Raw genomic sequence first — 26081 nt, 5'->3', positions numbered from 1 at the left:
TGGGAGGAGTCTCGCGTTTCCGGGTACGCCGGAGGGCGGGTCCAGGGACGAAGATGCCTAGCGCAGGGACGAAAGGCCCGAAGGCATGTTTCCCAGGTAGCGGCGGGTCCAGGTCACGCGGCCGCCGTCGGCCAGGAGCAGGCGGTGTTCCCCGTCCGGCCACGGCTGCACCTGGCGAATGGCGTCCAGGCGGACAATGGTCGAACGGTTCACGCGGACAAACGCCGAGGGATTCAAGCGCCCCTGCATGCTGTCCAGCGTGCCGCGCAGGCGGTGCGCCTCGCCGTCGACGAAGACGTCGAGGTAATTGCGGCTCGCCACGACGCGGTCGATACGCTCGACGCGGACCAGCTCCGCAGCCTCGCCACGGGGCAGCAGGATGCGTTCTAGATAGCGCATGGGAACGGGGGAAGCATCCAGCAGTCCGTCCACGCGCCCGGCGATATTCAGGGCCGGCCTGACCCGGCCGAGCAGGCGTTCGACGGCACGGGCGAAGCGCTCCGGCCCGACCGGCTTGAGCAGGTAATCGAAGGCATGCACTTCGAAGGCACGCACCGCATGGTCGTCGTATGCCGTGACGAACACGATCTCGGCCGGCAGCGGATCGCCCAGGGCCTGGAGCAGGGCGAAGCCGTCCATCCCCGGCATGCTGATGTCGAGGAAAACCACGTCCGGCCTTTCCTTCCGGATGAGCCCCACGGCCGAGGGGCCGTCCGAGGCTTCGCCCACCCAGAGCATGCCGTCGTTGTCCGCGAGGTAGCGCCGCAACTTGGCGCGCGCGGGCGCCTCGTCGTCGACCACGACAGCACGCAGGGTCATGCGGCCCACCGCCGCGCGGGCAGCCAGACGGTAACGACGCTGCCGCCTTCTTCGACCGGTTCGAGCCTCACGCCGGCATCGTCGCCGTACAGGTGGCGCAGCCGCGCGCCCACGTTGCCCAGGCCGATGCCGTGGCCGCTGCGCGTTCCCTGGCCGCCGCCGTAGTCGCGTACCCGGAGCACGAGCTGGCCGGCCTTGCGCGACGCCTCGATGCGCACGCGCCGCTGCGTGCCAGTGCCGCCGTGTTCGATGGCGTTTTCCACGATCGGCTGGAGCAGCAGGAAGGGAATACGCAGCTCGTCCAGCGCGGGATCGTTCTCCACCTGCGCATCGAGGCCTTCGCCGAAGCGCACCCTCTGGATATCCATGTACAGCGCCACCAGCCGCCACTCCTCGGCAAGCCGGTGCTCCTGGGTCGTGGCGGACAGCGTCGCGCGCAGCAGCTCGCCGATCCTCGAGAGCATCTCGTCCGCCACCCGCGGCTTCTCGTACATCAGCTCGGACACGGCATTCAGGGTATTGAACAGGAAATGAGGATTGAGTTGCAGCCGGAGCGCCTCGAGGCGCGCTTCCGACAGCGCCGATTCCAGTTGGGCGGCTTGCAGTTCCCGCGCCTGCCCTTCGCGGTAACGGTCGAACAGCCAGAGGCCGGTCACGATGACCACGTAGAAGAAAAGCTGGGTGGGCACTTCCATGAGATAGCGCCACAGCATGAGGCCATAGGCGTAGGCCGGCGTACCCATGGCGCCGAACACGATCTGCCGCAGGCCGATCATGAGCGTCGTCTGGGCCACCGACAGGCTCGCGAAGATGGCGATGTGGTTCAGCCACGTCCAGCGCACGCGGCGCAGGATGACGAACAGGACGGGCAGGAAGGCGCCGAAGCTGAGCGAGCCGGTCAGTTCTTCGACGAGCTTCGGCAGGAAGGGCGAGGAAACCTGGTTGGCGACATCGACCAAGTAGCGATTCGTGGCCCGGAGCAGGCCTAACGCCACCAGCATCGATACCCACAGCGCCAGCCCGTGGCGGCGCCACCAGGATCGCTGCATACCCGCGGAATTGGCGCTATCCATGTCGTCCCCCCGGACGATGCAGTCCCCGCCGGCTCTTATACCAGAGCCGGCGGGACTATCGGATCACGCGGCGCGGCGCGGCAGTACCCAATCGGGACGGATGAAATGGCAGGTGTAGCCGTTGGGGTACTTCTCCAGGTAATCCTGGTGTTCCGGCTCGGCCTCCCAGAACGGGCCGGCAGGGGCGATCTCGGTCACCACCTTGCCCGGCCAGAGGCCCGAGGCATTCACATCGGCCACGGTGTCCTCGGCCACCGCCTTCTGCTCGTCGTCGAGGTAGAAGATGGCCGAACGGTAGCTGGTGCCGACGTCGTTGCCCTGCCGGTTCAGGGTGGTCGGATCGTGGATCTGGAAGAAGAACTCCAGGATCTTGCGATAGCTCAGCTTCGCCGGATCGAACTCGATCTCGATGGCCTCGGCGTGCGTGCCGTGGTTACGGTAGGTGGCGTTCGGCACGTCGCCGCCGGTGTAGCCCACGCGCGTGGCGATCACGCCGGGCTGCTTGCGGATCAGGTCCTGCATGCCCCAGAAGCAGCCGCCGGCGAGGATGGCGCGGGACGTGCTCATGCCGCACCTCCCTTCGCACCCGCGAAGAGGCTGGCGTACTGGCCGTAGCCCTCCTTCTCGAGCTCGGCGGCGGGAATGAAGCGCAACGAGGCCGAATTGATGCAATAGCGCAGGCCGCCGCGGTCGCGCGGGCCGTCGGGGAAGACGTGGCCGAGGTGGCTGTCGCCATGGGTCGAACGTACTTCGGTCCGGATCATCCCGTGGCTGCCGTCGTGCTTCTCCACGACGTGCGAATCTTCCAGGGGCGTGGTGAAGCTGGGCCAGCCGCAGCCGCTGTCGAACTTGTCCAGCGAGGAGAACAGCGGCTCGCCGGACACGATGTCCACGTAGATGCCCGGCTCATGGCTGTCGTGGAATGCGTTATGGAATGGACGTTCCGTCGCGCCTTCCTGTGTCACCCGGTACTGCTCCGGGGTCAGCCTGGCGACGGCTTCGGGCGTCTTGCGGTAGTCGGACATGGGGAGCCTCCTTGATGGACACCTCCACATAATGCGGCCGGAACGGGACGATGCAACGGGACCCGTGACACTCGAAAGAGTGATTCTAGGCCGCCAGGTCCTCCACCCAGCGATGCCCGGAGCGGCGCAACAGTTCGCGCGCGGATTCGGGGCCCCAGGTACCGGCCTCGTACGCATCGGGACCCTCGGCGGCATGTCGCCAGCCCTCGAGGATCGGCGTGACCCATTGCCAGGCGGCCTCGGTCTCGTCCTTGCGCACGAACAGCGCCGGGCTGCCCTTCACCGCGTCCAGCAGCAGGCCCTCGTAGGAGTCGCGGTAACGGATCCGCTGCGGCTGTCCCAGCGGCGACAGAGCCTCCACCTCGTCCAGGCCGAATCCGTTGCCGGGATGCTTCACGAACAGCGGCAAGGTGATGCTTTCATCCGGCTGCACGCGGATGACCAGGCGGCTGCCGGGACGGGCCTCGCCGAACAGGCCCGGCTCGCCGGCACGGAACTGCACCACGACCTCGGTAAGCTTCTCCGGCATGCGCTTTCCGGAGCGCAGGTAGAACGGCACGCCGCGCCAGCGCGGATTGTCGATCTCGGCCTTCAGCGCGACGAAGGTCTCGGTTTGGCTCGGGGCAGCGCCCGGCAGTTCTTCGCGATACGCAGGCACCGGCTTGCCGGCCGCGGTGCCCTGCACGTACTGGCCGCGCGCGACGTTATCGCGGAGGTTCTCGGGATCGAGCGGCTTCAGCGATTTCAGCACGCGCACCTTCTCGTCGCGCAGCGCATCCGCGTCGAGCGAAGTCGGGCGTTCCATCGCCACGACGGTGAGCACCTGCAACAGATGGTTCTGGATCATGTCGCGCAGTGCGCCCGATCCATCGTAGTAACCGCCGCGGCCTTCGAGGCCGACGGTTTCTGCCGCGGTGATCTGCACGTACTCGATCGACTCGCGGTCCCACATGCGCTCGAGCATGGGATTGGCGAAGCGCAGCGCGATGATGTTCTGCACGGCCTCCTTGCCCAGGTAATGGTCGATGCGATAGATGCTGCCTTCCGGAAAGTACTTCCCTACCCCGTCGTTGACCTTGCGCGCGGTTTCCAGGTCGGTACCGATAGGCTTCTCCAGCACGATGCGCGAGGCTTCCGAACGCAAGCCCTTCTCGGCCACGTTGCGCGCGATATCGCCGTACAGGTCGGGTGCGGTGGCCAGGTAGAAGACGCGCACCCGGCCTTCTTTGGCGTTCGAGTCGAGCAACGACTTGAGACCGTTCCAGTTTCCGGACGCCTCTGCGCCATTGAGGCTCACATAGTGAACCAGGCCGAGGAACCGGTTCAGTGTCGCCTCGTCGATCTCGTCGGCGCGCACATGCTCCCGCAATGCCTTGCGCACGCGCTCGCGGTAGGTCTCGCTGTCCAGCGGCGATCGCGCCGTGCCCACGATGCGCGAATCGCCGGGCACCTGGCCTTCCGCGAAGCGCCGGTACAACGCGGGCAGCAGCTTGCGCATGGTGAGGTCGCCGGTGGCGCCGAAGATGACGTAGTCGAAGGTATCGACCGGTTCGAGGGGAATGGTGGGAGCGTTCATGGCTTGCATGGATGAGGCGCGGCGCGGCGCTTTCAAGGGGGAGGATGGACGAATGTCCTTGCGTCGCCGGCACAACTGTTATGACCGGCAAGGTATGACAACCGCCATGTCTCCGTCCCCATGCATCCGGACGACGGCCCCATACCGGGGCCTTACCAAGGAACTGCGAATCATGGGCAAGCTTGCAAACAAGGTCGCGATCGTCACCGGCGCCTCCAAGGGCATCGGCGCGGGCATCGCGAAGGCACTGGCCGCGGAAGGCGCCGCGGTGATCGTCAACTACGCATCGAGCAAGGCCGGCGCCGACAAGGTGGTGGCCGAGATCCAGGCGGCGGGCGGCAAGGCCGTGGCCGTCGGCGCCGACGTGGCCAAGCAGGCCGACGCGGAGAAGCTGGTGGCGGAGGCCATCGGGCACTTCGGCCGTCTGGACGTCCTGGTCAACAACTCGGGCGTCTACGAGTTCGCCTCGATCGAGACCACCACCGAGGCACAGTACCGCCGCATGTTCGACATCAACGTGCTTGGCACCATCCTGGTCAGCCAGGCGGCGGTGAAGCACATGGGCGCGGGGGCCAGCATCGTCAACATCGGCTCGGCCGTCACCCGTATCACCCCCGCCGAAAGTGCCGTCTACTCCGGTACCAAGGGCGCCGTGGATGCCATCACGGGCGTGCTCGCGCGCGAACTGGGGCCGCGCGGCATCCGCGTGAACTCCGTGAACCCGGGCATGGTCATCACCGAAGGCGTGCATTCGGCAGGCTTCGCCGGCTCGGACTTCGAGACCTGGGCCGCCAGCCAGACGCCCCTGGGCCGCGTGGGTCAAGTAGATGACATCGCGCCCATCGTCACCTTCCTCGCCACCGACGACGCCCGCTGGGTAACCGGCGAACTGATCCTCGGTTCGGGCGGCATGCGCTAAGCGCGCAGTCCGTAGAGCTCCGGATGGAGGAACGGCGCCATCGCCAGCACCATGGCCTGCGTGTACGCGCTCTCGCGCGTGGCGTGGCCATTGGTGACCAGGCCGATGGCGCCACCCTGCTGCTTGATGTTCATCGTGCCGAACAGCCGGTCCATGACGTCGCCCAGCTCCTCGCCCTCGAGCAGGGCCTCGTAGACGGCCGGCGGTAGCGGGAGCCAGGCGCTGCAACCGACGGAGACATCGATGCCATTGGCGATCGCCACGTAGCCGAACGTGCCGGGGCCGTCTTCGGTGACATCCACGCCGCCCTCGAGCGCAACGTAAAAGTCGGCCGTGCCGTTCTGCCGGCAGAAATTCATGCGATTGAGCGCACCTTCCCGCGTCTCCGCCGCCGTCATCGGCTGGTCGGCAACCCCGGAAGGCGCGTGCATGCCCTCGCACTCGACCAGACGGCCGGGAAACAGCGGCGCGAGCGCGTTGCGCACCGCGCCGATTTTGACCGGGTTGCGCGAACCGACGAGCACGCGGATCGGCGAAGTGTCGTGCGACATCGTCGTCAGTCCGCCAGCGCGCGATCGACCATGGCCTGTGCTTCCTCGAAGATCGCCCGAAGGTGTTCTTCGCCGCGGAAGCTTTCGCCATAGACCTTGTAGATGTCCTCGGTGCCGGAGGGTCGCGCGGCAAACCAGCCATTGGCGGAAATCACCTTGATGCCGCCGATCGCCTGCCCGCCTGCCTTGTTCGTCACTTCGACGATCGCATCGCCGGCGAGCGTCGACGAGGTGACCTGCTCGGGCGCGAGCTTCGCGAGCTTCGCCTTCTGCGCATGGTTCGCCGGCGCGTCGATGCGCGCATTGGCCGGGTTGCCGAGCTGCGCCGTGATGTCGGCGTAGACCTGGCCAGGATCCTTACCGAGGCGCGCGGTGATCTCGCCGGCGAGCAGCGCGGCCACGATGCCGTCCTTGTCGGTGGACCACGCGGAGGCATCCTTGGCGAGGAACGAGGCACCGGCGCTTTCTTCGCAGCCGAAGCCGAGGCTGCCGTCGAAGAGGCCTGCCACGAAATACTTGAAACCGACCGGCACTTCGCGCAGTGGGCGCCCAAGGTGCGCGGCAACGCGATCCAGCAGCGCCGTGCTCACCGCGGTCTTGCCCACCGCGGCGTCCGCACGCCAGCCCGGCCGGTTCTGGAACAGGTACCACGCCGACGTGGCGAGGTAATGGTTCGCCGGCATGAGCCCCACGCTGGGCGCCACCACACCATGACGGTCGTGGTCGGTGTCGCAGGCGAAGGCCACGTCGAAGCGGTCCTTCAGGCCGATCAGGCGCTGCATGGCGTACGAAGAAGACGGGTCCATGCGCACGCGGCCGTCCCAGTCCAGCGACATGAAGGAGAAGGTGGGATCGACTACCTCGCTCACCACGGAGAGGTCGATGCCGTAGCGCTCGCCGATGGCGCTCCAGTAGTGCACGCCCGCTCCGCCGAGCGGATCGACGCCCATGCGGACGCCGCTCGCCCGGACGATCTCCAGGTCGAGCACGTCGCCGAGGTCGCCCACGTAACGCTGGAGGAAGTCATACTCGCGGGTGCTCGCTGCCTTGCGCGCCTGTGCGAACGGCATGCGCTTCACCTCGCGCAGTCCCCCTTCGATGAGGGCGTTCGCCCGCGAAGCGATCCAGCCCGTGGCGTCGGTATCGGCTGGCCCTCCGTGTGGCGGGTTGTACTTGATGCCGCCGCTCTCGGGCGGATTGTGTGAAGGCGTGATGACGATGCCATCCGCCAGCCCGCTCTCGCGGCCCCTGTTGTAGACGAGGATCGCGTGCGAGACCGCAGGCGTCGGCGTGAATTCGCCGCCCGCCGAGATCTGCGTCTCGACGCCATTCGCCGCAAGCACCTCGAGGGTGCTTTCGAAGGCAGGGCCGGAAAGCGCGTGGGTGTCGATGCCCACGAAAACGGGACCGTCCACGCCGACCTTGGAACGGTAGTCGCAGATGGCCTGCACCACCGCCAGCACGTGCCATTCGTTGAACGAGCGGTCGAACGACGATCCGCGATGGCCCGAGGTGCCGAAGGCCACCCTCTGCTCGGCGACGGAGGGATCGGGTTTCAGGTCGTGGTAGGCGGCCAGCAGGGCCGCCACATCGACCGGCTGGCTTTCCGTGGCGGGTTTGCCCGCGAGCGGACTGATCTTTGCACTCACCGATGGCTCTCCTACGACTGGCTATTCCAGCAAGCATACGATGTGTTTTGAGATTTCTTCCATGTCCGCGGGCTCACGGCATGGTTATCGTGCCTTCACAGGCGCAATCGCTCGATGTACTCGAAGATCTCGGCATCCGTGTCCAGGCGGAGTTTCCTCATCGCATTCGACTTCTGCTGGCTGATGGTGGAAAGTCCCCGACCCGTCGCCCGCGCGATGTCGGTGACGCTGTTGCCGGCGGCGAACAGGCGCAGGATCTTCAGTTCCCGCGGGGAGAGGTCGGCAAGCGTGCCGGACTTTCCAAGCGGTGCACCGGGCGGCGCACCGATCAACTCGCGTACCGAGGCTCCCAGGTAGACATGGTTCGACAGGATTTCCACCAGTGCCTCGGGAATTTCCCTGGTGTCGCCGGACTTGCCGATGAGGCCGAGCACGCCCGTTCCGATGATTTCCCGATACAGTGCCGGATTCGCCAACGTCGTGATCACCATCACGGGCAGGCCTGGATACGTCTGTCGCAGCTCACGCAACAGGGCGAGCCCGTCGCGACCCGGCGCGGGCATGCTGAAATCGGTGATGACGGCGTCACAGGGCGTCGTCGCGAGTGCGCCGAGCAATTCGTCGGGAGACTGCGCCTCCGCCACCACGGTGGCGAGTCCGTCCTTGGCCAAGGCCAGGCTGAGGCCCTTCAGCACCACGGGGTGATCGTCCGCCAGAATGACGCGGTAGACCATGAGTGATCCGTCCTATCTTGCTTGTCCAGTCACCGGCAGACTGGTCTCGCGTACCGCCGGTGGAGCGCAGAGTTGAGCATATCGCGCCTTCTGATGCCACTGCGCCGGCGTGTCGCAGCGTGGCGCGCCGCTTGCGTGGAGGGTGAATTCAACGCTCGCGCGCGGTCCGAAGAGAACCTTTCCCAGATGCTCGGGCGCCTGCAGCAGCACTATGCCGCCGAAGCGGATGCACGGCGCATGGCATTCGAACTCGAGATCGATCCGGCGCTCGCGCGGGACCTTGCCGGACCCTTCGCCGTGCTCGGGAACGTGCTGTCGCTCCTGCTCGATCGCGTGATCGAACGGGGCTCGCCGCACGTGGCACTGCACGTGGACGTGGTGGGCGACGACGTCGCGGGCCAGCTCATACACTTCACGGTGGTCGACGGACGTGGCGCGGCGGATCCCGATTGTGTCCGCCTGCGGGCCGCCGCATCGGCCGTCGCCTCGATCGGCGGCGTCGTGCATATCGAGAGCGGTGCCGACATCGGCGACCGGGTGATCGTGGAGCTCGCCTTCGACCTGCCGCGCACGCCGCCGCGTATCGACGTGGAGGCCCTGCGCAGCACCCTCGGGGGAGACTCCGCGCTGCGCGAAGTCATTGTCGCCCTCGACCGGGCCCTTTCCAGCGATCTCGCCGACCTCGCCGTCCTGCTGGAGCGCCCCGGCACCACGCACCTCCAGGCGTGGCTGCATCGGGTGTCCGGGGCACTCGGCATGGCCGAAGCCAGCGATCTTTCCCTCGTGGGGCTCGCGCTGGAGCGTGAGCTCGAAAGCGGCCGGCGCGCCCACGTCGACCGTGCCATCCGGCGGTTCGCCGAAGACGCCGCGTGCGTCCTGGTGCTCCTTCGCGAACAGGTCCCGGGGTTGGGCTATAGTCCGCAACCGTGAGTACAGATCCTTTGCACGAGTTCATCGACGCGCATCCGCGTCTGTTCGTCATTACCGGCGCCGGCATAAGCACCGACTCCGGCATTCCCGACTATCGCGATGGCCAGGGTGCGTGGAAGCGCAGTCCGCCCATGACCCTGCAGGTTTTCATGAGCGGGCCGCCCGCACGGGCGCGTTACTGGGCACGCGGCATGATCGGCTGGCGGCATTTCGCATCGGTGCATCCGAACGTGGCCCACCGTGCGCTCGCTGCGCTCGAACATGCGGGGCATATTGAGTTATTGCTCACGCAGAACGTGGACGGCCTCCACGAGGCGGCCGGCAGCCTTAACGTTGTGGACCTCCACGGACGGCTCGATCGCGTGCGCTGCATGCAGTGCGGTGACATCACCTTGCGCAGCGATATGCAGCGCCGTCTCGAAGAGGCCAATCCCTCATGGATGGCCCTGCAGGCGACGGTCGCGCCGGACGGCGATGCGGACCTCGAGGGCGTCGATTTCTCGGAGTTCTCGATTCCGCCGTGCACGGTCTGCGGGGGCATTCTCAAGCCGGACGTGGTCTTCTTCGGCGAGAACGTGCCGCGAGCCCGCGTGGACACCGCCTGGGCGCACCTCGGCCGTGCGGACGCCATGCTGGTGGTCGGCTCATCGCTGATGGTCTATTCGGGCTACCGCTTCGTGCTGGAAGCGTCGCGCCGCGGACTGCCCATCGCCTCGGTGAACCTGGGCGTGACCCGCGCGGATGCGCTCCTCACGCTGAAAGTGGAGCGTTCCTGCGCGGAGGCGCTGGCGCCTTACGCCTAGCGGCGTGCGCGGAAGAAGTGGCGCAGCAGGTCGCCCGCCGCCTCCGCTTCCAGCCCTCCGCTCACCTGCACGCGGTGGTTGTGCCGGGGCGAGACGAGCGTGTCGAACACACTGCCGGCCGCGCCGGTCTTGGGATCGGTCGCCCCGAATACCACCCGGGCCACGCGGGCGTGGACCATCGCCATCGCGCACATGGCGCAAGGCTCCAGGGTCACGTACAGCGTGGCGCCCGGGAACCGGTAGTTGGAAAGCCGCTCGCCGGCGGCGCGCAAGGCCTGGATCTCCGCATGCGCCGTCGGGTCGTTGAGCGTGATGTTGCGGTTCCACCCCTCCCCCACCACGGCCCCGTCCAGCACCAGCACGGCGCCGACGGGCACCTCGCCCTCCGCGTCGCGGGCGTGGACGGCAAGCTCCAGCGCCCTCGCCATCCAGGCACGGTCGGCATCGGTGAAGGTCGGATCGAGGAAAAGCGGGCTGGTCATGCCGCGAATGGTACATCCACGCCGCGAGATCTTGGCTCTTTCGGGCAGACCGTCAGGGCGCGCAAGCTACGCTTTTCCCTACAGGTACCTACCCCATGAGCAAGCGCATCAACTACATGAACGTGGCTCCCGAGAGCGTCAAGGGCCTCATCGACGTGCACGGCTATCTGGCCAAGAGCAGCCTGGGCCAGAACCTCGTGAACCTGGTTTACCTGCGCGTCTCGCAGATCAACGGCTGCGCGTTCTGCATCGACATGCACTCCCAGGACCTGGTGAAGCATGGCGTCCCGTTCGAGAAGCTGATCCTGGCGCCGGCCTGGCGCGAGGCCGGCGACGTGTTCACGCCGCGCGAGAAAGCCGCCCTTGCCTGGGCCGAATCGGTGGCCAACGTCGCCGAGACCGGCATTCCCGACGAGGACTACGCCGCGGCCGCCGCCGAATTCAGCGAGAAGGAACTGGTGGACCTGTCCGTGGCGGTCGCGCTCATGAGCGCCTTCAACCGCATGGGCGTGGCGTTCCGTAACAGCCCCGTGGCGGCGACGAAGCTCGCCCGTACGGCCGAGACGGCGTAGGCTTTCCACACCGTCCCTCCACGAAGGCTGCATGAACGATCCAGCCAGACCTCGCGGCCTGCTCGGCGACACCGCGGCGCGCGACTACTCGCGGAAATTACAGCTGTTCAACGCCTTCGCGGCGCCGGAGATCCGCCAAGTGATCGCGAGTCTGGGTCTCCGCTCGGGCATGCGCGTCCTCGACGCTGGCTGCGGCTCCGGCGAGACGTTGGCATGGCTGGCCCGGGAAACGGGTCCGCAGGGTGGCGTGGCCGGCATCGACCTCGCCACCGCCCACGTCGCTTCGGCTCGCGCCGCCGCGCCGGCAGATGCGCTGGTCGTGCAGGGCGATCTCACGGCGCTTCCCTTCGCGCCCGGCAGCTTCGACCTGGTCTGGTCGGTCAACACCTTCAATCACTTGCAGGATCCTGCCGTGGGCGTCCGGCGCGTGGCCTCGCTGCTTCGACCGGGCGGGCGCATCGCGCTGGGCCAGAGTTCGTTGCTTCCCGACATGTACTTCGCATGGGATGCCCGCCTCGAGCGGCTCGTCAACGAGGCCGTGCGGCAGTACTACCGGGACCGCTACCAGTTGGATGAGCGCGACCTTACGGCGGTGCGTTCCCTGGTCGGGCTGCTTCGTGCCGCGGGGCTCCGGAACGTCGGCGCCCGGACCTGGGCGATCGAGCGTGTGTCGCCCGTGCGGCTCGAAGACGAGAGCTATCTCGTCGAAACCATCTTCCAGAACTCCTGGGGCGAAAGGCTGCAACCCTACCTGTCGAAGGCGGACTACGAGGAAGTGGGCCGCCTGTGCGACCCATCGCATCCGGACTTCGCCTTGCGCCGTCCGGACTTCCATTTCCTGCAGACGTTCACGCTGGCGGTCGGCGAGATCAGCGCCTGAAGCAGCCGGTCACGTGGTCGTCGACGATCCCAACGGCCTGCATCCAGGCATAGGTGATGGTGGGGCCCACGAACTTGAAGCCGCGCTGCTTGAGGTCTTTCGAGATGGTGACCGACAGCGGCGTCTGCGCGGGCACCGTCGTGCCGTTGCCACGGATCACCCTGCCGTCCGTGAACGACCAGCAGTAGCTGTCGAAGTCCTCGCCACGCTCGCGCATTGCCTCGTAGATTTTCGCGCCCGCGATCGTGGCTTCGATCTTCGCGCGGGAGCGGATGATCCCCTCATCGTCGAGGAGGCGCAGGATCTCCTTCTCGCCGAAGCGGGCCACCTTTGCGGGCTCGAAGCCGTTGAACGCCTTGCGGAAGTTTTCCCGCTTGCGCAGGATGGTGATCCACGAGAGTCCGGCCTGGAAGCCTTCCAGCATCAGCTGTTGCCACAACATGCGGGAATCGTGCAAGGGCACGCCCCATTCGGTGTCGTGATACTCGAGGTAGAGCGGGTCGGTGCCGGCCCAGGCGCAGCGCTTCGGTTCCTTGCTCATGGCGTCCTAGAGGCCGAGGTCGGAAAGACCCGGATGATCGTCCGGACGGCGGCCCAGCGGCCAGTGGTACTTGCGCTCGCTTTCCTTGATCGGCAGATCGTTGATGCAGGCATAGCGATGGTGCATCTCTCCCGCCTCGTCGAATTCCCAGTTCTCGTTACCGTAGGAGCGATACCAGTTGCCGCTGTCGTCATGCCATTCGTAGGCAAAGCGGACGGCGATGCGATTACCCGTGAACGCCCAGAGCTCCTTGATCAGGCGGTAGTCGAGTTCGCGCGCCCACTTGCGCGTGAGGAATTCCACGATCTGGGCGCGGCCGCGCACGAACTCCGAGCGATTGCGCCATTGGCTGTCGGGCGAATAAGCCAGCGCGACCTTCTCGGGCGTGCGGCTGTTCCAGCCATCCTCGGCGAGACGGACCTTTTGCGTAGCGGTTTCGAGGGTGAACGGAGGAACGGGGGCGGCCATGGCGGCGATTCCTGTGTGCAAAACAACAATGTACAAGCCGCCGGTGACGGCGGCTTGCCACATCCTACCGTGGGAATCAGCGGTAGACGCCCTTTTCGTCGCGGACCCATACGGGCGCGGGATCGGCGGGGCCGTCCACCTGGAACAGGTGCCGTTGCCGTGCAGGTTGCGAACGCAGGTACTGCTTCGGTGGACGCACGCTGGCGCCGAGTTTTTCCGCGGCATGCCAAGGCCAGCGCGGGTCGTAGAGGATCGCGCGGGCCAGCGCTATGAGATCGGCGTCGCCGGTGGCGACGATCGCTTCCGCGTGTTCCGGATCGGTAATGAGCCCCACCGCCACCACCGCCATCGACACGGCCTGCTTCACGCCGCGTGCGAACGGAACCTGGTACCCGGGGCCTGCCTGGATACGCTGCGCATGGTGCAGCCCTCCGGTGGACACGTGGACCGCGTCGCACCCACGCGCCTCGAGCGCCTTGGCGAAGGCGATCGTCTGCTCCAGGTCCCAGCCGCCATCCACCCAGTCGGTAGCCGACACACGCATGCTGACCGCGCGATCGGCGGGGAAAGCCGCGCGCACCGCATCGAAGACCTCGAGCGGAAAACGCATGCGGTTTTCGAGGGAGCCGCCGTATTCGTCGCTGCGCTGGTTCGACAGCGGCGAGAGGAACTGGTGCAGCAGGTATCCGTGGGCGCCATGGATCTGGACGAAGTCGAGACCGAGGCGTGCGGCGCGTTCCGCCGCCGCGGCGAAGGCGTCCCGGATACGCCGCAAGCCCTCGCGATCGAGCGCCACTGGCGCGTGGTCGTCGGGATGAAATGGAAGCGCAGAAGGCGCCACGGTCTGCCAACCGTGGTCATGGCCCGGCGCTAGCTGGCGGCCACCGGCCCAGGGCACCTCCGTGGAAGCCTTGCGGCCGGCGTGGCCCAACTGGATGCCGATGCTCATGTCCGACCACTGGCGGACGCTTTGCAGCGTCCGGCGCATGGCTTCTTCGGTGGCGTCGTCCCACAATCCCACGTCCGCCCAGGTGATCCGGCCCTCGGGCAGCACGGCCGTCGCCTCGATGGTCAGCAACGCGGCGCCCGACATGGCCAGTTGCCCCAGGTGGATGGTATGCCAGTCGTTCATGCGGCCGTCCACCGCCGAGTACTGGCACATGGGCGCGACGACGATGCGGTTCGGCAGTTCGCGGCCATGTATGCTGATCGGTTGGAAAAGCGCGGGATGCGCCATGTTGCATGCTCCTCGATGCGATGCTCATGGAAGCAGATGGTGACACCGGGCGAATTGACAACCCCATACGGAGGGTGCCCGCCGGCACCGGGCATGCGTCATGATCGCGGGACCTGGCGCAGCCATTCCCGTACTACCTGAAGGATCCGCACCCGATGACGTTGTTCTTTCTTGCTTTCACCGTATTTGCCGTCGTTTGCCGGGTCACGAGCCTCGTCGTCTCGCTGCGCCACGAGGCCGCGCTGAAGCGTGCCGGCGCGGTCGAGTACGGCGCCTTGAACAGCAACGTGTTGGCCGTATGCCACGTACTATTTTACGTGGCCGCGATCTGGGAAGGCTGGGCGCATGGTCCCGAACTCGACACCATCGCCGGGGTCGGCATCGTCCTCTACCTCGCCGCCCTGCTCTTCCTGCTTTATGTCATCCACCTCCTCGGGCGCCTGTGGACGGTCAAGCTCATCCTCGCGCCCGATCACCATCTGGTAACGCACCCGCTCTTCCGCGTGGTGCGCCACCCGAACTACTTCCTCAACATCGTCCCCGAACTGATCGGCCTGACCCTGGCCATGCACAGCTACAGGACGCTGGCCATTGGCCTGCCGATCTACCTGGTGCCGCTCATCGTGCGCATCGTCCAGGAAGAGAAGGTCATGCGCGCTCGCTTCCAGTGACGGAGACGGCAAACAGACGAGCCGCGTTTCATCTGCGTGCAAGCATGATGTGCATCGCCTGCTCGCCTTGCTCGTGCCGGATGACTTCGTAGCCGAGTTCGGGCAGGTCGAGGCCGGTGAATAAGGCTTCGCCGCGGCCAAGCAGCACCGGCGACACCGCGATGTGCAGTTCGTCGATCGCCCCCACCTCGAGATACTGGCGAATCGTGCTCGCTCCCCCGCCGATGCGGACGTCGAGACTGCCTGCCGCTTCCTTCGCCCTGGCCAAGGCTTCGTCGATGCCGCCGGTCACGAAATGGAAGACGGTGCCGCCATTCATTTCGAGCGGTGCCCTCGCGTGGTTGGTCAGGACGAAGACCGGGCAATGGTAGGGCGGCGTATCGCCCCACCAGCCCTTCCAGTTTTCGTCCGGCCATTCGCCGCGGACGGGGCCGAACATGTTGCGGCCGAGGATCCATGCGCCAACGCCGGCCATGGCCCGCGCCGCATAGCCTTCGTCGATGCCCGTCGACCCGCCATCCTTGCCTTGCATGGCATGGAATGTTTTGCTGTCGCGGAGCCACGGGTGCAGGCTCTCGCCCTTGAGGCCAAGGGGGCTGTCGAGGCTCTGATCGGGTCCGGCCCCAAATCCGTCCACCGAGATGGTATAGCCATTTACGCGAACTTTCGTCATCACTCACCCCGGATGTCGACGCCTGAAGATCCCTTGAGCCTACCGCAAGAAACGGAGTGCGGGTGCGATACAGCGGAACTACGCTGGAGACATGAACACCGCCACGATCGATCCGCGCCTGGAGCATTCGCTCGATGCCCACGGCCATGCCCGCGTGCCGGGCCTGTTGAGCGCAGAAGCGTGCGACGGTCTGGCCGCGCTCTATCCCGACGACAGGCACTTCCGCTCCCGGGTCGTGATGTCGCGCCATGGCTTCGGCCGCGGGGAGTACAAATATTTCGACTATCCCTTGCCGCCGTTGCTCGAACGGCTGCGCCACGCGCTGTATCCGCGTCTCGCTCCCATCGCCAACCGCTGGAATCGCCTCTCGGGCATCGATGTCGCGTACCCCGATAACCTGAGCGAGTTCCTCGAGATCTGCCACAAGGCGGGCCAGGTACGACCGACTCCCCTGCTACTCACATACGGCGAGGGCGACTACAACTGCCTGCATCAGGATCTTTACGGCGAGCATGTGTTTCCGTTGCAGGTGGCGATCCTGCTGTCCGAGCCGGGCAGGGATTTCGACGGTGGCGAATTTGTCATGGCCGAGACGTCGGGCACGGAGCAGCGGGCCGAGGTCGTCGAACTGCACCAGGGCGATGCGCTGGTCTTCACCGTCAACCGGCGCCCTGTGGCGGGCAGGCGTGGCGGTAGCCGGAAAGTCGCCATGCGGCACGGCGTGAGCCAGGTACGGAGCGGCAGGCGACATACCGTCGGACTGATCTTCCACGATGCGCGCTAGGTGCCCCATGGAACGCATCGACTGGAACCGTGTCGAAACCGCGCTCGACGCCGAAGGCGCCGCCGTCATCCCGGGGCTGCTTACGCTGGAACAGACCAAGGCCTTGTCGGCCATCGGGTCGATGCGTCCCGAGGGCATCGTCGGCGGCAGCCACTGCTTTTTCGCGGACGACCTGGCCGCGTTCCTGACGGAATGGCGGTCGATCTTCTACCGCCGCCTCGTCCCGCTCGCCAACCGGTGGAACGAGAAGCTGGGCGTCGTTTACCGCTATCCCGCCACCTTGGACGAATTCATGCGGCGCAATCATGAAGCGGGCCAGTCACAGCGGCTGTCGCACGTCGTTCGGCTGCGCGAAGGCGAAGACCTGCCCTTGCGGCAGTGGAGCGACGGTGAACACGTCTTTCCTTTGCAGGTGGTCGCCCTGCTCAGCGAACCGGGCAAGGATTTCCATGGCGGCGAATTCGTGATGACGGAACGCCGCCCGCGCATGCAATCGCGACCGGTGGTGCTGCCCCTGCGAGCGAGAGACGCGGCGGTGATCTGCGCAAACTCCCGGCCGATCCAGGGCAGCCGCGGTTACTATCGGGCCACTCTCAAGCACGCGATCAGCCGCGTCCGCGACGGCGAACGCGTTGGCCTTGAGCTTCTCCTGCACAACGGTCGCTGACCAGGTGTTCCCGGCCTTCATGGCCAACCTGCGATCGGCGAGTCTCCCTGCCCGGACGGCCGAGTCAACCTAACCGTCTCCGCCTTCCACGCAAGCAGTACCCCGATTAAAAGCGGTCAGCCGTCCTTGCCCAGCCCCGTCTGCTGCAGGAGGATCAGCAATGCGCTGTCGATCCAGCGCCGGCCGAGGCTCTCCCGGCGCCCTTGCATGTGCACCGTGGCCAGGTCCTCGGCGGCGACCGGTCCCGTCAGTCCGTCGCCTTCCACGCGTACGCGATACCAGACCGAGGCCGGTTTCAGGTCCTTGACCGGCGCGGTCGGATTGAGCGGGATCGGTCCGCCGTGGTTCTTTGCCAGCATCAGACTGGGCAGGTGCTCCATGGCGCCGTTGTCCACTGCGACCACGCGGCCGTGCAGCGGATTCCAACGACCGTGCGGATACACGGTGGCTTCGGTGCCCGGCACCAGGCGGGCCCGGTCCGCTTCGGACACCAGCACTTCCGCGCGCCAGCGCGTGCCGCCCACGATCGTCGCGATGCGCGAACCGGGCGATACCCAGTTGCCCGCCTGCAAGGTCGTGTCGAGATCGCGCACGATGCCCTCTTCTGCAGACACCAGGCGCAGGCGGTGGAGTTCGGCCGCGCTCGCGCGGCGCTGCACGTCGTACTGGTCGGCCATCCGCTCGGCCACGACCTGCTTGGCCACGCCGTCGCGATCCAGGGCCCCGGCGCCGCGCGCCGTGGATTCGTAGGCTTCGCGCAAGGCGTCGGCCTTCGCACTCTCGTCCTTCGGCGTCGGCGCGGAAAGCTCGAACAGCATCTGCCCTGGCTTCACGTGGTCGCCGTCACTGACACCCACGCGCTCCAGGCGTGCCGGATACGGCGTGAAGACCGGCTGCTCGAACCCCGCTTCGACGATGCCGTCGGCCGTGATGCTCGACGACCAGGGGACGAGGAAGACGATGGCGAGGATGCCGAGCACTACCAGCCACCGCTGGAGTGCGGAGCGGCGTATCTCCGCACGCCGGGCCCACCATACCCGCACTTCATTGAGCATTGGTTTCACCACGAACGTAACGATTTCCACCAGGAAGAGGATGAGGCCCAGCGCCTTGAAGAAGGCGTGGTAGACGACCACGGCGATGCCCACGAAGAGGACCAGCCGGTAGAGCCACGTGAAGAATGCGAATGCGGTCAGGAATCCCGCGAATTGCGGCGAGACCGCGTCGGGCCGGGGATCTTCGATGCCCAGGAAGGTGCGGCGCACCCAGCGCTTGGCCCAGCGCCCCGCCCGCTCGTGCAGCCCGGGATAATCGAGCGCGTCGGCGAGGATGAAATAGCCGTCGAAGCGCATGAAGGGGCTGGCGTTGACCGCCACGGTAAGCACCCACGCGGTGGTGCCGAGGAAGAACAGCGCGTTCTTGAAATTGCCTTCGGGGGCGAAGGACCAGAGCAGCGTGCACCAGGCCGCCAGCACGAGTTCGGCCATGACGCCCGCGGAGGCGATGGCGAGGCGTTTTCGCGAACCTTCCAGCTTCCAGCTCTCTCCGGTGTCCGTATAGGCCATCGGCCACATCACCAGCAGCGCGACACCCATGTGGCCCACGCGCACGCCGAAACGCGTGGCCATGAACGCGTGCCCGAACTCGTGCCAGCATTTCGAGAAGACCAGGGCACCGGCGAAGGCGATGACGCCGTCCCAGCTCATCGCGCCGCGCAGGTTGGCCTGCACCGTGTCCCACTGGCGTGCCGCCAGCAGCAGTCCCATGACCGCCGCGATGAGGGTAGCGATGAGGAACTTCGTGCCGAACATCCAGCGAACGTAGGGCAGCGCGCCGCGCAGGAAACGCTCGGGCCGGATCAGCGGGATGCGGATGAACAGATAATTCTGCAGCAGCCAGTGCAGGAAGGAACCTTGCCGCTTCGGCATGGCCGCGCGGGTGAGCTGCTGCTGTTGCAGGAAGTGGACGAAATCCAGCACGTCCTCCGGACCGGCAGCCAGCGTGGTGCTGGCCGTCACCGCCTCGGCGATGCGCAGCGGATCGCACAGGGCCCAGTGCTGCAGGATCTCGAACTCGAGCCAGCCGATGCGGAAAAACTGGTTACGCACGGGGTCGGACAGGTGCCAGGCCGGCGATCCGTCGCGGTTGCGTCCCGCGGGATGGATCTTCAACTCGTCGCGCAGCGCCGGCCACGGCGGCGCTGCCGGGGCCATCGATTGCATGGCTGCCGCCGCCTGCATCGTCAGATGCCGCACCAGGCGCGCACGGTCGCGATCGGACGGCGCAGCATGAGGTAGCCCAGCAGGCTCCAGCGTCCCGATACCCGCGCCGTGCCCTGCAGGCCGATGCGCGCCCCGGGCGGCGTGCCGTCGACCGTACCGCGGAGCACGTAGCTGGCGACGCCATTGGGCGCCTCTACCGGCTGGTAACCCGCGTAATCGAGGCGCGCGTCGAGCGGATCGAGCGGCGCGACCTTGAGGAACACCGTCATCGGCGCCCCCGCGGCCAGGTTGGTCGGCTCGCCGACCGGTGCCCACGCGCGCACGCCGAGCGCATGCGGATCGGCCAGCAGGCCGATGCGCTCGCCCGTCTGCACGGGCCTGCCGCCCCAGTCGTCGGGATCGGAATAGACAAAGATGCCGTCGGCCGGCGCGCGGATCGCCAGCTTGTCCACCTCGCGCTGCAGCGACACGACGTCCACCTGGCGCTCGCGCCACTTGCCTTCCGCCATGCCCAGGTCGGCCTTGGCGTTCTGGTTTTCGATCGCCTGCTGCGCGGCCTGGTGCATCTCCACGCTCGCCGTCGCCAGCTCGGCCTGGGCCACCGCGAGGCGGTTGCGCAAGGTGGTGTCGTCAAGCTCGGCGAGTACCTGGCCAGCCTTGACCGGTGTGTTCGGCAGCACGGTCATGCGATGGATCACGCCCTCGCGCGGCGAGGCGATCACCTGGCTGCGCGTGGAGATGATTTCGGCGGGCACCAGGGTGTATTCGCGCACGGGCAGGAGCAGCACGAGCAGCAGTACCGCCAGGGCGTAACGCAGGCGGCGCCCGCTGCTGGCCTTCCGCCACCAGCGTTGCCAGCGCGTGGGCCGTGCGACGAGCGACCACCAGGCGTATCCGTAAAGATTGGCCAGCTGCAGGAGCGCGTACTCCGGGCTGTCCGAAACCAGGGTCGTCGGCCATGCGTGGTCGCGGGCGAGGAAGAGCAAGGCAGCCACCGCCTGGTCCGGTCCCACCAGCGGGAGCACCCATACATGGGCCGGCAGCCACTCGCCCCATTCCCCGGCAAGCTCGTCGCCCAGCATCTCCGGCGAGAGGGGCAGCACGCGCGCGGCCGCGGGGAGTTCCTTGCAACGCTCGGCGATCCGGCGTGCCACGGCGACCATCCACAGGGCGTAAGGCGTGTTCGGGTCCGGATCCGCGAGACCGGAGTGCGCGGTCAGCTTCGGACCGCGTGCACCGGAGAGCGTGACCAGGGCGGCCTGCCGGTAGTCCACCAGCAGCCGCGTCTCGTTGCATGCGACGAAGCCGAGTTCGGCTGCCGTCGTGGCGGCCTCGACGCGCGCGGCAAGCGCGTAGAACCGCGACGGCGCGGTCGGCCCGCGGGTATCCGGTGCGTTCATCGGCTCAGCCTTTTCCGCCGCTCTTCGCGGGCGCGGCACGGCCGCTCATGCCGGGCAGCACGCGGCTGGTATCGCCCTGAAAGTCGGCCTCGATCTCGATGGTCTGGCTCACGGCGTCCACACGCCCGCTCAGGCGCGCCACCGTCAGCACGTAGTGCTCGCCGGTCTCGTCGACGCTCGCCTCGAGATGCGACCCCGGACGAAGCCAGGCGATCCAGTTCGAAGGCACGTTGAGGCGCGCCTTCGGCGTGCCCGTGCCGACAAGATCGATGACCGGCGCGCCGGGTGCGACGCCCTGCCCTTCCTTCACATGTACACGCGCCACGCGACCGTCGAACGGCGCGACGAAACGGCATTGGGCCAGCTGCGCGTCGAAGATGCGCATCTGGCTGCGCGTGCGGTTCACGTCGGCGGCCGTCAGTTCCACTTCGAGGGCCGCCGCCGACTGCAGGCCCTGCAGTTTGGCCTTGGCCTCGTAACGCAGTTGCGCGGCCTTGTACTCGGCATCCGCGGAAGCACGCTTGGCCTCGAGGTCGCTGCAATCCAGCGACACCAGCACCTTGCCCTTCTTGACGCTGTCGCCGAGCTGCGCATAGACACGCGCCACGCGCCCGCCGGCGACGGCGGACAGCGGTGCCTCGCGATCGGCCACGACAAGGAAACGCACCGGTGCCTGCGCTCCCCCAGCGGGGGAAGACTGACCCTGCGCGGACCCCGCCAGCCCCAGGAGCAGCAGGCTGGCCATGCCCATCACCTTCTTCATCTTCATGGCTGGTTGGCAGCTGCCGTCTCGGGTGCCGCGACAAGCTGGCGCACTTCCCCGATCACCGAGAGCGTGGCGGCTTCGGCCAGCGCCGCCACGGCGCTGGTGGTGACTTCGTCAGGCAGGAAGCTGCGATAGCTCTGCGTCATCAGGCGCTTGCCCTTGTTGTCCTGCACGATCACGTCCCACTGCGCGCGCGCGGCGGTCTTGCTGGGCATGCTGCTGAAGTGCAGTTCCACGGCAAGCGCGTCCGTCCCCTGGCCCAGCGAGATCTGGTTGCTGGTCATCACCTTGCCGATCGCGGCGCGTACCGCGCCGCCGTCCACGCGCTCCGGCAGGCCGGTCACGCTGAGCTGGACCGGACGGTCCATTGCCACGATGTCGGCCGACTGCGTGAATACCTGCTTCTCTCCACCGGCAAGGCTGGTCTGGATGGCGCGGGAAATCGACGGCAGGTCGCCGCCAACCACCTGCTCAGGCATCAGGTCGATACCCACCGAGTTGAGCACGCGGCCGTACGCCGACTGCGCCGCGGCATAGGACGAGGCTTCCTGGAAGCGCGACACCATCGAACGGGCCTGCGTGCGCAGCGTCTCCAGTTCGCTGGTGAGCTGGTTGCTGGAACCTGCGCGTGCCACGCTCGCCAGGCGCTGGTCCACGCGGGCGGATTCTTCGGCGAGCTGGTGGTCGTACACGGCAAGCTTGTACCGCTCCACCGACACGCGCACCTGGGTGAGTACGGCCATGCTCAACGCCATGCGGCGGGCATCGTCCACCTTCATGCGCGCTTCGTTCGTGCGCTTGATGGCAGGGATGCCGGCCAGGCGGAACAGGTTCATCGACATGCTGACGCCGCCCTGGGCCCAGCTTTCGTTGTACAGGTACTTGTTGGAATCGTAGCCGCCACCGCCGAACAGGTTGAGGTTCGGGAACAGCGCGGCGATCTGCTTCTTCGTCTCGATCGCGTCGACACGCGCCTTGTAGTCCTCCTCACGCAGCTCGGGGCGCTGTTCGAGGGCCATCTGCTCGAGCTGGTCGAGGTTCGCGGGCACCTCCGACAGGGCGGATTCCTTCGCGTCGGCAAGCGTGAAATCGGTGCCGGGCGCCAGGTTCATCAGCGCCGCCAGTTCGCGCTTGGCGAATTCCATTTCCTGGCGCTTCTCGGTGACGAGGGTCATCGCGTCGAGCAGCGCGCGCTGGTATTCCAGCCCTTCGACCGGGGGCAGCACGCCGGCGCGTTCCGCCTGGCGGGTCTTCTCCAGTGCGCTGCTGATGTTGTCCGCGAGCGCCTGCGTTTCGCTGAGCAGGCGCTGGGCACCAAGGGCGCGCCAGTAGGCGTCGCGTACGTCCTGCACGATGTTCTGCAGCACCTTGCGGCGCCGCTCGTCGGAGGCGTTGACGTCGTCGGCCTGCTGCTTGGCCCGGTAATAGCTGAGTCCGAAATCGAGCACGTCCCACGAAAGCGTCGCATCGGCAAGGAAGTGCACGCGTTCCTCGGAGGTGGACGGGCGCAGGCTGATGATGCGGTCCTGGATACCGATGCTGGTGCCGCCGGAATCGTTGCTGCGCCAGCGGTAACCGGCGTCAGTCATCAGCTTGGGCAGCATGTCCAGTTCGGACACGTCGAGCAGCCCGCGCGACAAGGCCGTTTCCATCAGCTTGAGGCGGTAGTCCAGGTTGTACTTGAGCGAGCGCGCCATGACGTCGGAAAGCGTCAACGGCCCCGTGACGGGTTCCTGCCCCTTGTACATCGCCTGCTGGTCGTTGCGCACGCGCGCGGCGACCTCGTCGTGTGTGAGCGGCTTGGGCTTCACGGCGCCGCAACCGGTCAGGAACACGGCAAGCGCAAGAGAGGCGACGAGGGGTACGGGACGCAGCGCGGACTTCGGCATGGCGGTCTTCATGGCTGTGGAATGGAGCATGGAGGGTGTATTCCGGTTAATGACGTGACGGGGTGGCGGGCGCGACTGCCAGCGGTACGGCACCGGCCTTGGCCATCGCCGCGATCTGCGCCGTGAGCGACGGCGCGCCGGCCGGCGTGGACGCCGGCGCGGGCACGACCGTCACCGGGATCGGCTTGGGATGTGCAACATGCGCACGTTCGTGGCGTTCCCTGCCGTGCTCGTGACCGGCCTCGTCGCGCTCGGCAACGTGCCTCAGCGAGAACGGCGAGAAGTCGTCCCAGAGCGGGCTGGACGCCAGGCCGTAATCATTCACCGCGACGCGCGAGCGTGCATGGATCTCGGCGAGCAGTTTGTGCGAGAAGCCGACGCCGTCCTTCAGCACGTGCTGGCCGCCCACCGGATCCTGCCCGATTTCGCCGATGACGTCCGGGTCGAGGCGGCCCGTCACCCACTGGTTCTGCAGGCGCACGGTGTCGTCCTGCGACTGGCCGACCTCGGGAAGCACGAACAGGCCCGGCTCGTAACCCTGGCGGATCTCGCGTACGGTGAAGTCGTAGCTCACCGGGAAGAACTGGTCGCCGGTCCGCGCCTGCATCGGCGGCGTGGTGCCGTGGATGGTGATGGTCAGCCTGGCCTCGCTGGTGTCGCCGTCCGCGTCCGTGATCGTGTACACGAACACTTCCGTCAGCGTGCGGCTGGCATCGAGCGCGCTTACCTTGGGATTAGCGGTATCCAGGCGGTAGCTGTAGCTGCCGTCGGCGTTGAGCACGAGCGTGCCGAACTCGCCCTGGCTGTTGCCGCCGATCGTGCCGCCCTGCCCCGTATTCGCGGAACTCACGCCCGTGAGCGGACCGCCCTTCACGGCGCCGTCGGCACCGATCCGGTCCGATCCGTCGTGCGAGCCGTCGCTGCCGGTGAAGACATTGCCGCCCGCCGAAGTCTGGCCACCGTCCTGCACGATCGTGGCGGAATCGTCGCGGGCGTGCGGGACGTCGTTGGCGATGTCGACGAGCAGCGTTCCGCTCGAGGTGCCGCCGCCGGCGTCGCGCACGCTCAGCGCGATCGGATCCACCGTGTCCTTGCCTGCCGGCTGCGACACCGGATGATCCAGCGTGTAGGTATAGCTCAGCGTCCCGGCGGTCGGGAGCCCACCGACGGTCCGGGTCGGCTCGAAGCCCGTCAGGACCAGCGTGCCGTCCGGGGTATGCACGGTCACCGGCGAGCCCTTCGACAGCGCGTCGAGTTGTGCGGTCGTGAGCGTGGTGCCGCCTACGGTGATGCTGACCAGCCCGTCGTCAGCCGTGATGTTGATGGAGCCCGTGGTGACCTGCGAACCGTCGTGGTCCGTCAGTCCGGATTCGTGCACGGTCGCGTGACCGTCGGCGCCGCCATTGCCGTCCACCGGCACGATGGTCGGGCCACCGTCGGTGTGGCCGTGGATGGTGATGGTCAGGGTCGTGGTGCTGCTGTCGCCATCCGCGTCCGTGATCGTATAGGTGTAGACGTCCGTGAGGGTCTCGCCGTCCTTCAAGGCGTTGACCGCGCGGTTGCCGTCGTCGACCAGATAGCTGTAGCTGCCGTCGGCATTGAGCGTGAGCGTGCCGTACTGGCCCGCGACGCCGCTGCCGACATGGCCACTCACCGTGCCGCCGGTGTCGCCGGCGCTCACGCCGGTGACCGGCGTGGCCGTGCCGTCCGCACCCACGCGATCGGATACGTCGCCGCCGTGGCCGCCACCGACCACATTACCGGAGAGTGCGCTGCCGTCCTCGTTCACGTCGCCCGTGTCCGCATGGGCGGTGGGCGCGTCATCCACGATATCGACGACGAGCGTGCCGCCCGCCGTGCCGCCGCCGGCATCGGTGACGGTTAGCGCGACGTTGTCGGGGCTATGGCTGCCACCCGGCTGGGTCACCGCATGATCCAGCGTGTACGTGTAGCTCAGCGTGCCGGCCGTCGGCACGCCGCCGACCGTCGCGGTGGGCTGGAAGCCCGTCAGCACCAGCGTGCCGTCCGGCGTATGGATGGTGATGGGCGAACCGGTGGACAGGCCGCTGAGCTGCGCCAGGTCCAGGGTCGTGCCGCCCACGGTGACGCTGGCGAGTCCATCGTCCGCCGTGAGGTCGATCGTGCCGCTCGCCACCTGCGAACCGTCGTTCCCGGTCAGTCCGGACTCGTGCACCGTGGCATGGCCGTCCGCTCCCCCGTTACCGTCCACCGGTACGACCGTCGGCGAGCCGTCGGTATGCCCGTGGATGGTGATGGTCAGCGTGGTCGTGCTCGTGTCGCCATCGGCGTCGGTGATCGTGTAGGTATACACGTCCGTGATCGACTGGCCGTCGCGCAGCGCATTGACCGCTGCGTTGGTGTTGTCGACCGCGTAGCTGTAGCTGCCGTCGGCGTTGAGCGTGAGCGTGCCGTACTGTCCGGCGACGCCCGTGCCCACCTGCCCACTCACCGTGCCGCCGGCCGTGCCTGCGGCCACGCCGGTGACCGGCGTGGCGGTGACGTCCGCACCGATGCGGTCGCCCACGTCGCCGGGTCCTGCATTGCCGCCGCCGACGACATTGCCGGTGACGGCCGTGCCGTCCTCGTTGACGTTCGCCGTGTCCGCGCGGGCGGTGGGTGCATCGTTGACGATCGCGATGACCAGGTCGTTACCCGTGACGACCGTGCCGCTCCGGTCCTTGATGGTCAGTGCGAAGGTATCGGTACCGTCGCCGGACTGGGTCAGGGTG

25 protein-coding genes and 1 pseudogene are annotated in these 26081 nt (G+C 67.2%); 8 read left to right on the top strand and 18 right to left on the bottom strand.

All coding sequences use genetic code 11. The features are described from left to right. Nucleotides 1-57: 57 nt before the first annotated feature. The 5 genes from ACR9ZH_RS09200 to zwf form a co-directional block, all read right to left on the bottom strand. A complete protein-coding gene (locus ACR9ZH_RS09200) occupies nucleotides 58-819 on the bottom strand; it encodes a LytR/AlgR family response regulator transcription factor (RefSeq protein ID WP_481290460.1) in 762 nt (253 codons plus the stop codon). After that, on the bottom strand, nucleotides 816-1892 hold the full coding sequence (locus tag ACR9ZH_RS09195) for a sensor histidine kinase (RefSeq protein ID WP_481290459.1): 1077 nt from the start codon (nucleotides 1890-1892) through the stop codon (nucleotides 816-818). Before ACR9ZH_RS09195 ends, ACR9ZH_RS09200 begins: the two co-directional genes overlap by 4 nt. Before the next feature lie 63 nt (nucleotides 1893-1955). Then, nucleotides 1956-2459 carry a peptide-methionine (S)-S-oxide reductase MsrA gene (gene msrA / locus ACR9ZH_RS09190; protein WP_481290458.1) on the bottom strand — a complete coding sequence of 168 codons (504 nt, stop codon included), beginning with the start codon at nucleotides 2457-2459 and terminating at the stop codon, nucleotides 1956-1958. After that, nucleotides 2456-2917, bottom strand: a complete 462-nt coding sequence (msrB, locus tag ACR9ZH_RS09185) for a peptide-methionine (R)-S-oxide reductase MsrB (protein WP_481290457.1) — start codon at nucleotides 2915-2917, stop codon at nucleotides 2456-2458. The genes msrA and msrB overlap by 4 nt, the downstream gene beginning before the upstream one ends. 85 nt (nucleotides 2918-3002) lie before the next feature. Beyond that, on the bottom strand, nucleotides 3003-4493 hold the full coding sequence (gene zwf / locus ACR9ZH_RS09180; RefSeq protein WP_481290456.1) for a glucose-6-phosphate dehydrogenase: 1491 nt from the start codon (nucleotides 4491-4493) through the stop codon (nucleotides 3003-3005). A gap of 172 nt (nucleotides 4494-4665) precedes the next feature. On the opposite strand from zwf, the gene ACR9ZH_RS09175 reads away from it, so the two are divergent. Further along, complete coding sequence (locus ACR9ZH_RS09175; RefSeq protein ID WP_481290455.1) at nucleotides 4666-5412, top strand: glucose 1-dehydrogenase; 747 nt, start codon at nucleotides 4666-4668, stop codon at nucleotides 5410-5412. Here the strand turns inward: ACR9ZH_RS09175 and yjjX are convergent. The 3 genes from yjjX to ACR9ZH_RS09160 all read right to left on the bottom strand — a co-directional run bounded on the left by yjjX (nucleotide 5409) and on the right by ACR9ZH_RS09160 (nucleotide 8346). Continuing rightward, nucleotides 5409-5963: an inosine/xanthosine triphosphatase gene (gene yjjX / locus ACR9ZH_RS09170; protein WP_481290454.1), complete on the bottom strand. Its 555-nt coding sequence runs from the start codon at nucleotides 5961-5963 to the stop codon at nucleotides 5409-5411. The two genes, ACR9ZH_RS09175 and yjjX, sit on opposite strands and share 4 nt — an antisense overlap. A gap of 5 nt (nucleotides 5964-5968) precedes the next feature. Next, entirely contained in the window at nucleotides 5969-7612 is a 1644-nt protein-coding gene (pgm, locus tag ACR9ZH_RS09165; protein ID WP_481290453.1) for a phosphoglucomutase (alpha-D-glucose-1,6-bisphosphate-dependent), read from the bottom strand. Between the two features lie 95 nt (nucleotides 7613-7707). Beyond that, nucleotides 7708-8346, bottom strand: coding sequence for a response regulator (locus ACR9ZH_RS09160; RefSeq protein ID WP_481290452.1), 639 nt, complete (start codon nucleotides 8344-8346; stop codon nucleotides 7708-7710). A 72-nt stretch (nucleotides 8347-8418) separates the two neighbouring features. Here ACR9ZH_RS09160 and ACR9ZH_RS09155 point away from each other — a divergent pair, with 72 nt between their 5' ends. Next, nucleotides 8419-9276: a hypothetical protein gene (locus tag ACR9ZH_RS09155; protein ID WP_481290451.1), complete on the top strand. Its 858-nt coding sequence runs from the start codon at nucleotides 8419-8421 to the stop codon at nucleotides 9274-9276. Further along, nucleotides 9273-10079: an NAD-dependent protein deacetylase gene (locus ACR9ZH_RS09150; protein WP_481290450.1), complete on the top strand. Its 807-nt coding sequence runs from the start codon at nucleotides 9273-9275 to the stop codon at nucleotides 10077-10079. Before ACR9ZH_RS09155 ends, ACR9ZH_RS09150 begins: the two co-directional genes overlap by 4 nt. Here the strand turns inward: ACR9ZH_RS09150 and tadA are convergent. Then, on the bottom strand, nucleotides 10076-10561 hold the full coding sequence (gene tadA / locus ACR9ZH_RS09145) for a tRNA adenosine(34) deaminase TadA (protein ID WP_481290449.1): 486 nt from the start codon (nucleotides 10559-10561) through the stop codon (nucleotides 10076-10078). The genes ACR9ZH_RS09150 and tadA overlap by 4 nt on opposite strands. 95 nt (nucleotides 10562-10656) lie before the next feature. Between tadA and ACR9ZH_RS09140 the strand changes: the two genes are divergently transcribed. Both ACR9ZH_RS09140 and ACR9ZH_RS09135 read left to right on the top strand, forming a co-directional pair. Then, nucleotides 10657-11133, top strand: a complete 477-nt coding sequence (locus ACR9ZH_RS09140; RefSeq protein ID WP_481290448.1) for a carboxymuconolactone decarboxylase family protein — start codon at nucleotides 10657-10659, stop codon at nucleotides 11131-11133. Between the two features lie 31 nt (nucleotides 11134-11164). Then, nucleotides 11165-12013: a class I SAM-dependent methyltransferase gene (locus ACR9ZH_RS09135; RefSeq protein WP_481290447.1), complete on the top strand. Its 849-nt coding sequence runs from the start codon at nucleotides 11165-11167 to the stop codon at nucleotides 12011-12013. On the opposite strand, the gene ACR9ZH_RS09130 is transcribed toward ACR9ZH_RS09135, so the two are convergent. The 3 genes and pseudogenes from ACR9ZH_RS09130 to ACR9ZH_RS09120 form a co-directional block, all read right to left on the bottom strand. Continuing rightward, nucleotides 12003-12554 (bottom strand): DNA-3-methyladenine glycosylase I, encoded by a 552-nt coding sequence (locus tag ACR9ZH_RS09130; RefSeq protein WP_481290446.1) that lies wholly within the window; start codon nucleotides 12552-12554, stop codon nucleotides 12003-12005. The genes ACR9ZH_RS09135 and ACR9ZH_RS09130 overlap by 11 nt on opposite strands. Before the next feature lie 6 nt (nucleotides 12555-12560). Further along, nucleotides 12561-13022, bottom strand: a complete 462-nt coding sequence (locus ACR9ZH_RS09125) for a nuclear transport factor 2 family protein (RefSeq protein ID WP_481290445.1) — start codon at nucleotides 13020-13022, stop codon at nucleotides 12561-12563. Nucleotides 13023-13164: 142 nt separating this feature from the next. Beyond that, nucleotides 13165-14259, bottom strand: a pseudogene (locus ACR9ZH_RS09120) (NADH:flavin oxidoreductase/NADH oxidase); the annotation flags it as partial. A 155-nt stretch (nucleotides 14260-14414) separates the two neighbouring features. Between ACR9ZH_RS09120 and ACR9ZH_RS09115 the strand changes: the two are divergent. Continuing rightward, nucleotides 14415-14930 carry an isoprenylcysteine carboxylmethyltransferase family protein gene (locus tag ACR9ZH_RS09115; RefSeq protein ID WP_481290444.1) on the top strand — a complete coding sequence of 172 codons (516 nt, stop codon included), beginning with the start codon at nucleotides 14415-14417 and terminating at the stop codon, nucleotides 14928-14930. Nucleotides 14931-14958: 28 nt separating this feature from the next. On the opposite strand, the gene ACR9ZH_RS09110 is transcribed toward ACR9ZH_RS09115, so the two are convergent. Next, complete coding sequence (locus ACR9ZH_RS09110) at nucleotides 14959-15603, bottom strand: dihydrofolate reductase family protein (RefSeq protein ID WP_481290443.1); 645 nt, start codon at nucleotides 15601-15603, stop codon at nucleotides 14959-14961. Between the two features lie 91 nt (nucleotides 15604-15694). On the opposite strand from ACR9ZH_RS09110, the gene ACR9ZH_RS09105 reads away from it, so the two are divergent. After that, nucleotides 15695-16387 (top strand): 2OG-Fe(II) oxygenase, encoded by a 693-nt coding sequence (locus tag ACR9ZH_RS09105; protein ID WP_481290442.1) that lies wholly within the window; start codon nucleotides 15695-15697, stop codon nucleotides 16385-16387. A gap of 7 nt (nucleotides 16388-16394) precedes the next feature. Beyond that, nucleotides 16395-17054, top strand: a complete 660-nt coding sequence (locus ACR9ZH_RS09100; protein WP_481290441.1) for a 2OG-Fe(II) oxygenase — start codon at nucleotides 16395-16397, stop codon at nucleotides 17052-17054. 116 nt (nucleotides 17055-17170) lie between these two features. On the opposite strand, the gene ACR9ZH_RS09095 is transcribed toward ACR9ZH_RS09100, so the two are convergent. From ACR9ZH_RS09095 to ACR9ZH_RS09075, 5 genes are all read right to left on the bottom strand, one after another. Continuing rightward, entirely contained in the window at nucleotides 17171-19276 is a 2106-nt protein-coding gene (locus ACR9ZH_RS09095) for a site-2 protease family protein (RefSeq protein WP_481290440.1), read from the bottom strand. Between the two features lie 20 nt (nucleotides 19277-19296). Beyond that, entirely contained in the window at nucleotides 19297-20676 is a 1380-nt protein-coding gene (locus ACR9ZH_RS09090) for an efflux RND transporter periplasmic adaptor subunit (protein WP_481290439.1), read from the bottom strand. A 4-nt stretch (nucleotides 20677-20680) separates the two neighbouring features. Beyond that, a complete protein-coding gene (locus ACR9ZH_RS09085) occupies nucleotides 20681-21445 on the bottom strand; it encodes an efflux RND transporter periplasmic adaptor subunit (RefSeq protein ID WP_481290438.1) in 765 nt (254 codons plus the stop codon). Then, complete coding sequence (locus ACR9ZH_RS09080; protein WP_481290437.1) at nucleotides 21442-23361, bottom strand: TolC family protein; 1920 nt, start codon at nucleotides 23359-23361, stop codon at nucleotides 21442-21444. The genes ACR9ZH_RS09085 and ACR9ZH_RS09080 overlap by 4 nt, the downstream gene beginning before the upstream one ends. A gap of 16 nt (nucleotides 23362-23377) precedes the next feature. Then, nucleotides 23378-26081, bottom strand: a 2704-nt coding sequence (locus ACR9ZH_RS09075; protein WP_481290436.1) for a beta strand repeat-containing protein, incomplete at its 5' end; no start/stop codon positions are given.

It is taken from the genome of Luteibacter sp. SVR4-7G (genome assembly GCF_056755555.1).
Note: the sequence above shows the minus strand (reverse complement) of the source record. Positions and strands in the feature narration are given on the sequence as shown.

Excerpts from the sequence above, each read along its gene's own strand:
- ACR9ZH_RS09175 (WP_481290455.1), top strand. The coding sequence starts at position 4,666 with ATGGGCAAGCTTGCAAACAAGGTCGCGATCGTCACCGGCGCCTCCAAG.
- ACR9ZH_RS09085 (WP_481290438.1), bottom strand. The coding sequence starts at position 21,445 with ATGAAGATGAAGAAGGTGATGGGCATGGCCAGCCTGCTGCTCCTGGGG.
- ACR9ZH_RS09110 (WP_481290443.1), bottom strand. The coding sequence starts at position 15,603 with ATGACGAAAGTTCGCGTAAATGGCTATACCATCTCGGTGGACGGATTT.
- ACR9ZH_RS09195 (WP_481290459.1), bottom strand. The coding sequence starts at position 1,892 with ATGGATAGCGCCAATTCCGCGGGTATGCAGCGATCCTGGTGGCGCCGC.
- ACR9ZH_RS09125 (WP_481290445.1), bottom strand. The coding sequence starts at position 13,022 with ATGGCCGCCCCCGTTCCTCCGTTCACCCTCGAAACCGCTACGCAAAAG.
- ACR9ZH_RS09115 (WP_481290444.1), top strand. The coding sequence starts at position 14,415 with ATGACGTTGTTCTTTCTTGCTTTCACCGTATTTGCCGTCGTTTGCCGG.
- ACR9ZH_RS09200 (WP_481290460.1), bottom strand. The coding sequence starts at position 819 with ATGACCCTGCGTGCTGTCGTGGTCGACGACGAGGCGCCCGCGCGCGCC.
- ACR9ZH_RS09080 (WP_481290437.1), bottom strand. The coding sequence starts at position 23,361 with ATGCTCCATTCCACAGCCATGAAGACCGCCATGCCGAAGTCCGCGCTG.
- ACR9ZH_RS09160 (WP_481290452.1), bottom strand. The coding sequence starts at position 8,346 with ATGGTCTACCGCGTCATTCTGGCGGACGATCACCCCGTGGTGCTGAAG.
- ACR9ZH_RS09105 (WP_481290442.1), top strand. The coding sequence starts at position 15,695 with ATGAACACCGCCACGATCGATCCGCGCCTGGAGCATTCGCTCGATGCC.
- ACR9ZH_RS09090 (WP_481290439.1), bottom strand. The coding sequence starts at position 20,676 with ATGAACGCACCGGATACCCGCGGGCCGACCGCGCCGTCGCGGTTCTAC.
- ACR9ZH_RS09100 (WP_481290441.1), top strand. The coding sequence starts at position 16,395 with ATGGAACGCATCGACTGGAACCGTGTCGAAACCGCGCTCGACGCCGAA.
- ACR9ZH_RS09130 (WP_481290446.1), bottom strand. The coding sequence starts at position 12,554 with ATGAGCAAGGAACCGAAGCGCTGCGCCTGGGCCGGCACCGACCCGCTC.
- msrA (WP_481290458.1), bottom strand. The coding sequence starts at position 2,459 with ATGAGCACGTCCCGCGCCATCCTCGCCGGCGGCTGCTTCTGGGGCATG.
- zwf (WP_481290456.1), bottom strand. The coding sequence starts at position 4,493 with ATGAACGCTCCCACCATTCCCCTCGAACCGGTCGATACCTTCGACTAC.
- ACR9ZH_RS09095 (WP_481290440.1), bottom strand. The coding sequence starts at position 19,276 with ATGCAATCGATGGCCCCGGCAGCGCCGCCGTGGCCGGCGCTGCGCGAC.
- tadA (WP_481290449.1), bottom strand. The coding sequence starts at position 10,561 with ATGACCAGCCCGCTTTTCCTCGATCCGACCTTCACCGATGCCGACCGT.
- ACR9ZH_RS09140 (WP_481290448.1), top strand. The coding sequence starts at position 10,657 with ATGAGCAAGCGCATCAACTACATGAACGTGGCTCCCGAGAGCGTCAAG.
- ACR9ZH_RS09135 (WP_481290447.1), top strand. The coding sequence starts at position 11,165 with ATGAACGATCCAGCCAGACCTCGCGGCCTGCTCGGCGACACCGCGGCG.
- msrB (WP_481290457.1), bottom strand. The coding sequence starts at position 2,917 with ATGTCCGACTACCGCAAGACGCCCGAAGCCGTCGCCAGGCTGACCCCG.
- yjjX (WP_481290454.1), bottom strand. The coding sequence starts at position 5,963 with ATGTCGCACGACACTTCGCCGATCCGCGTGCTCGTCGGTTCGCGCAAC.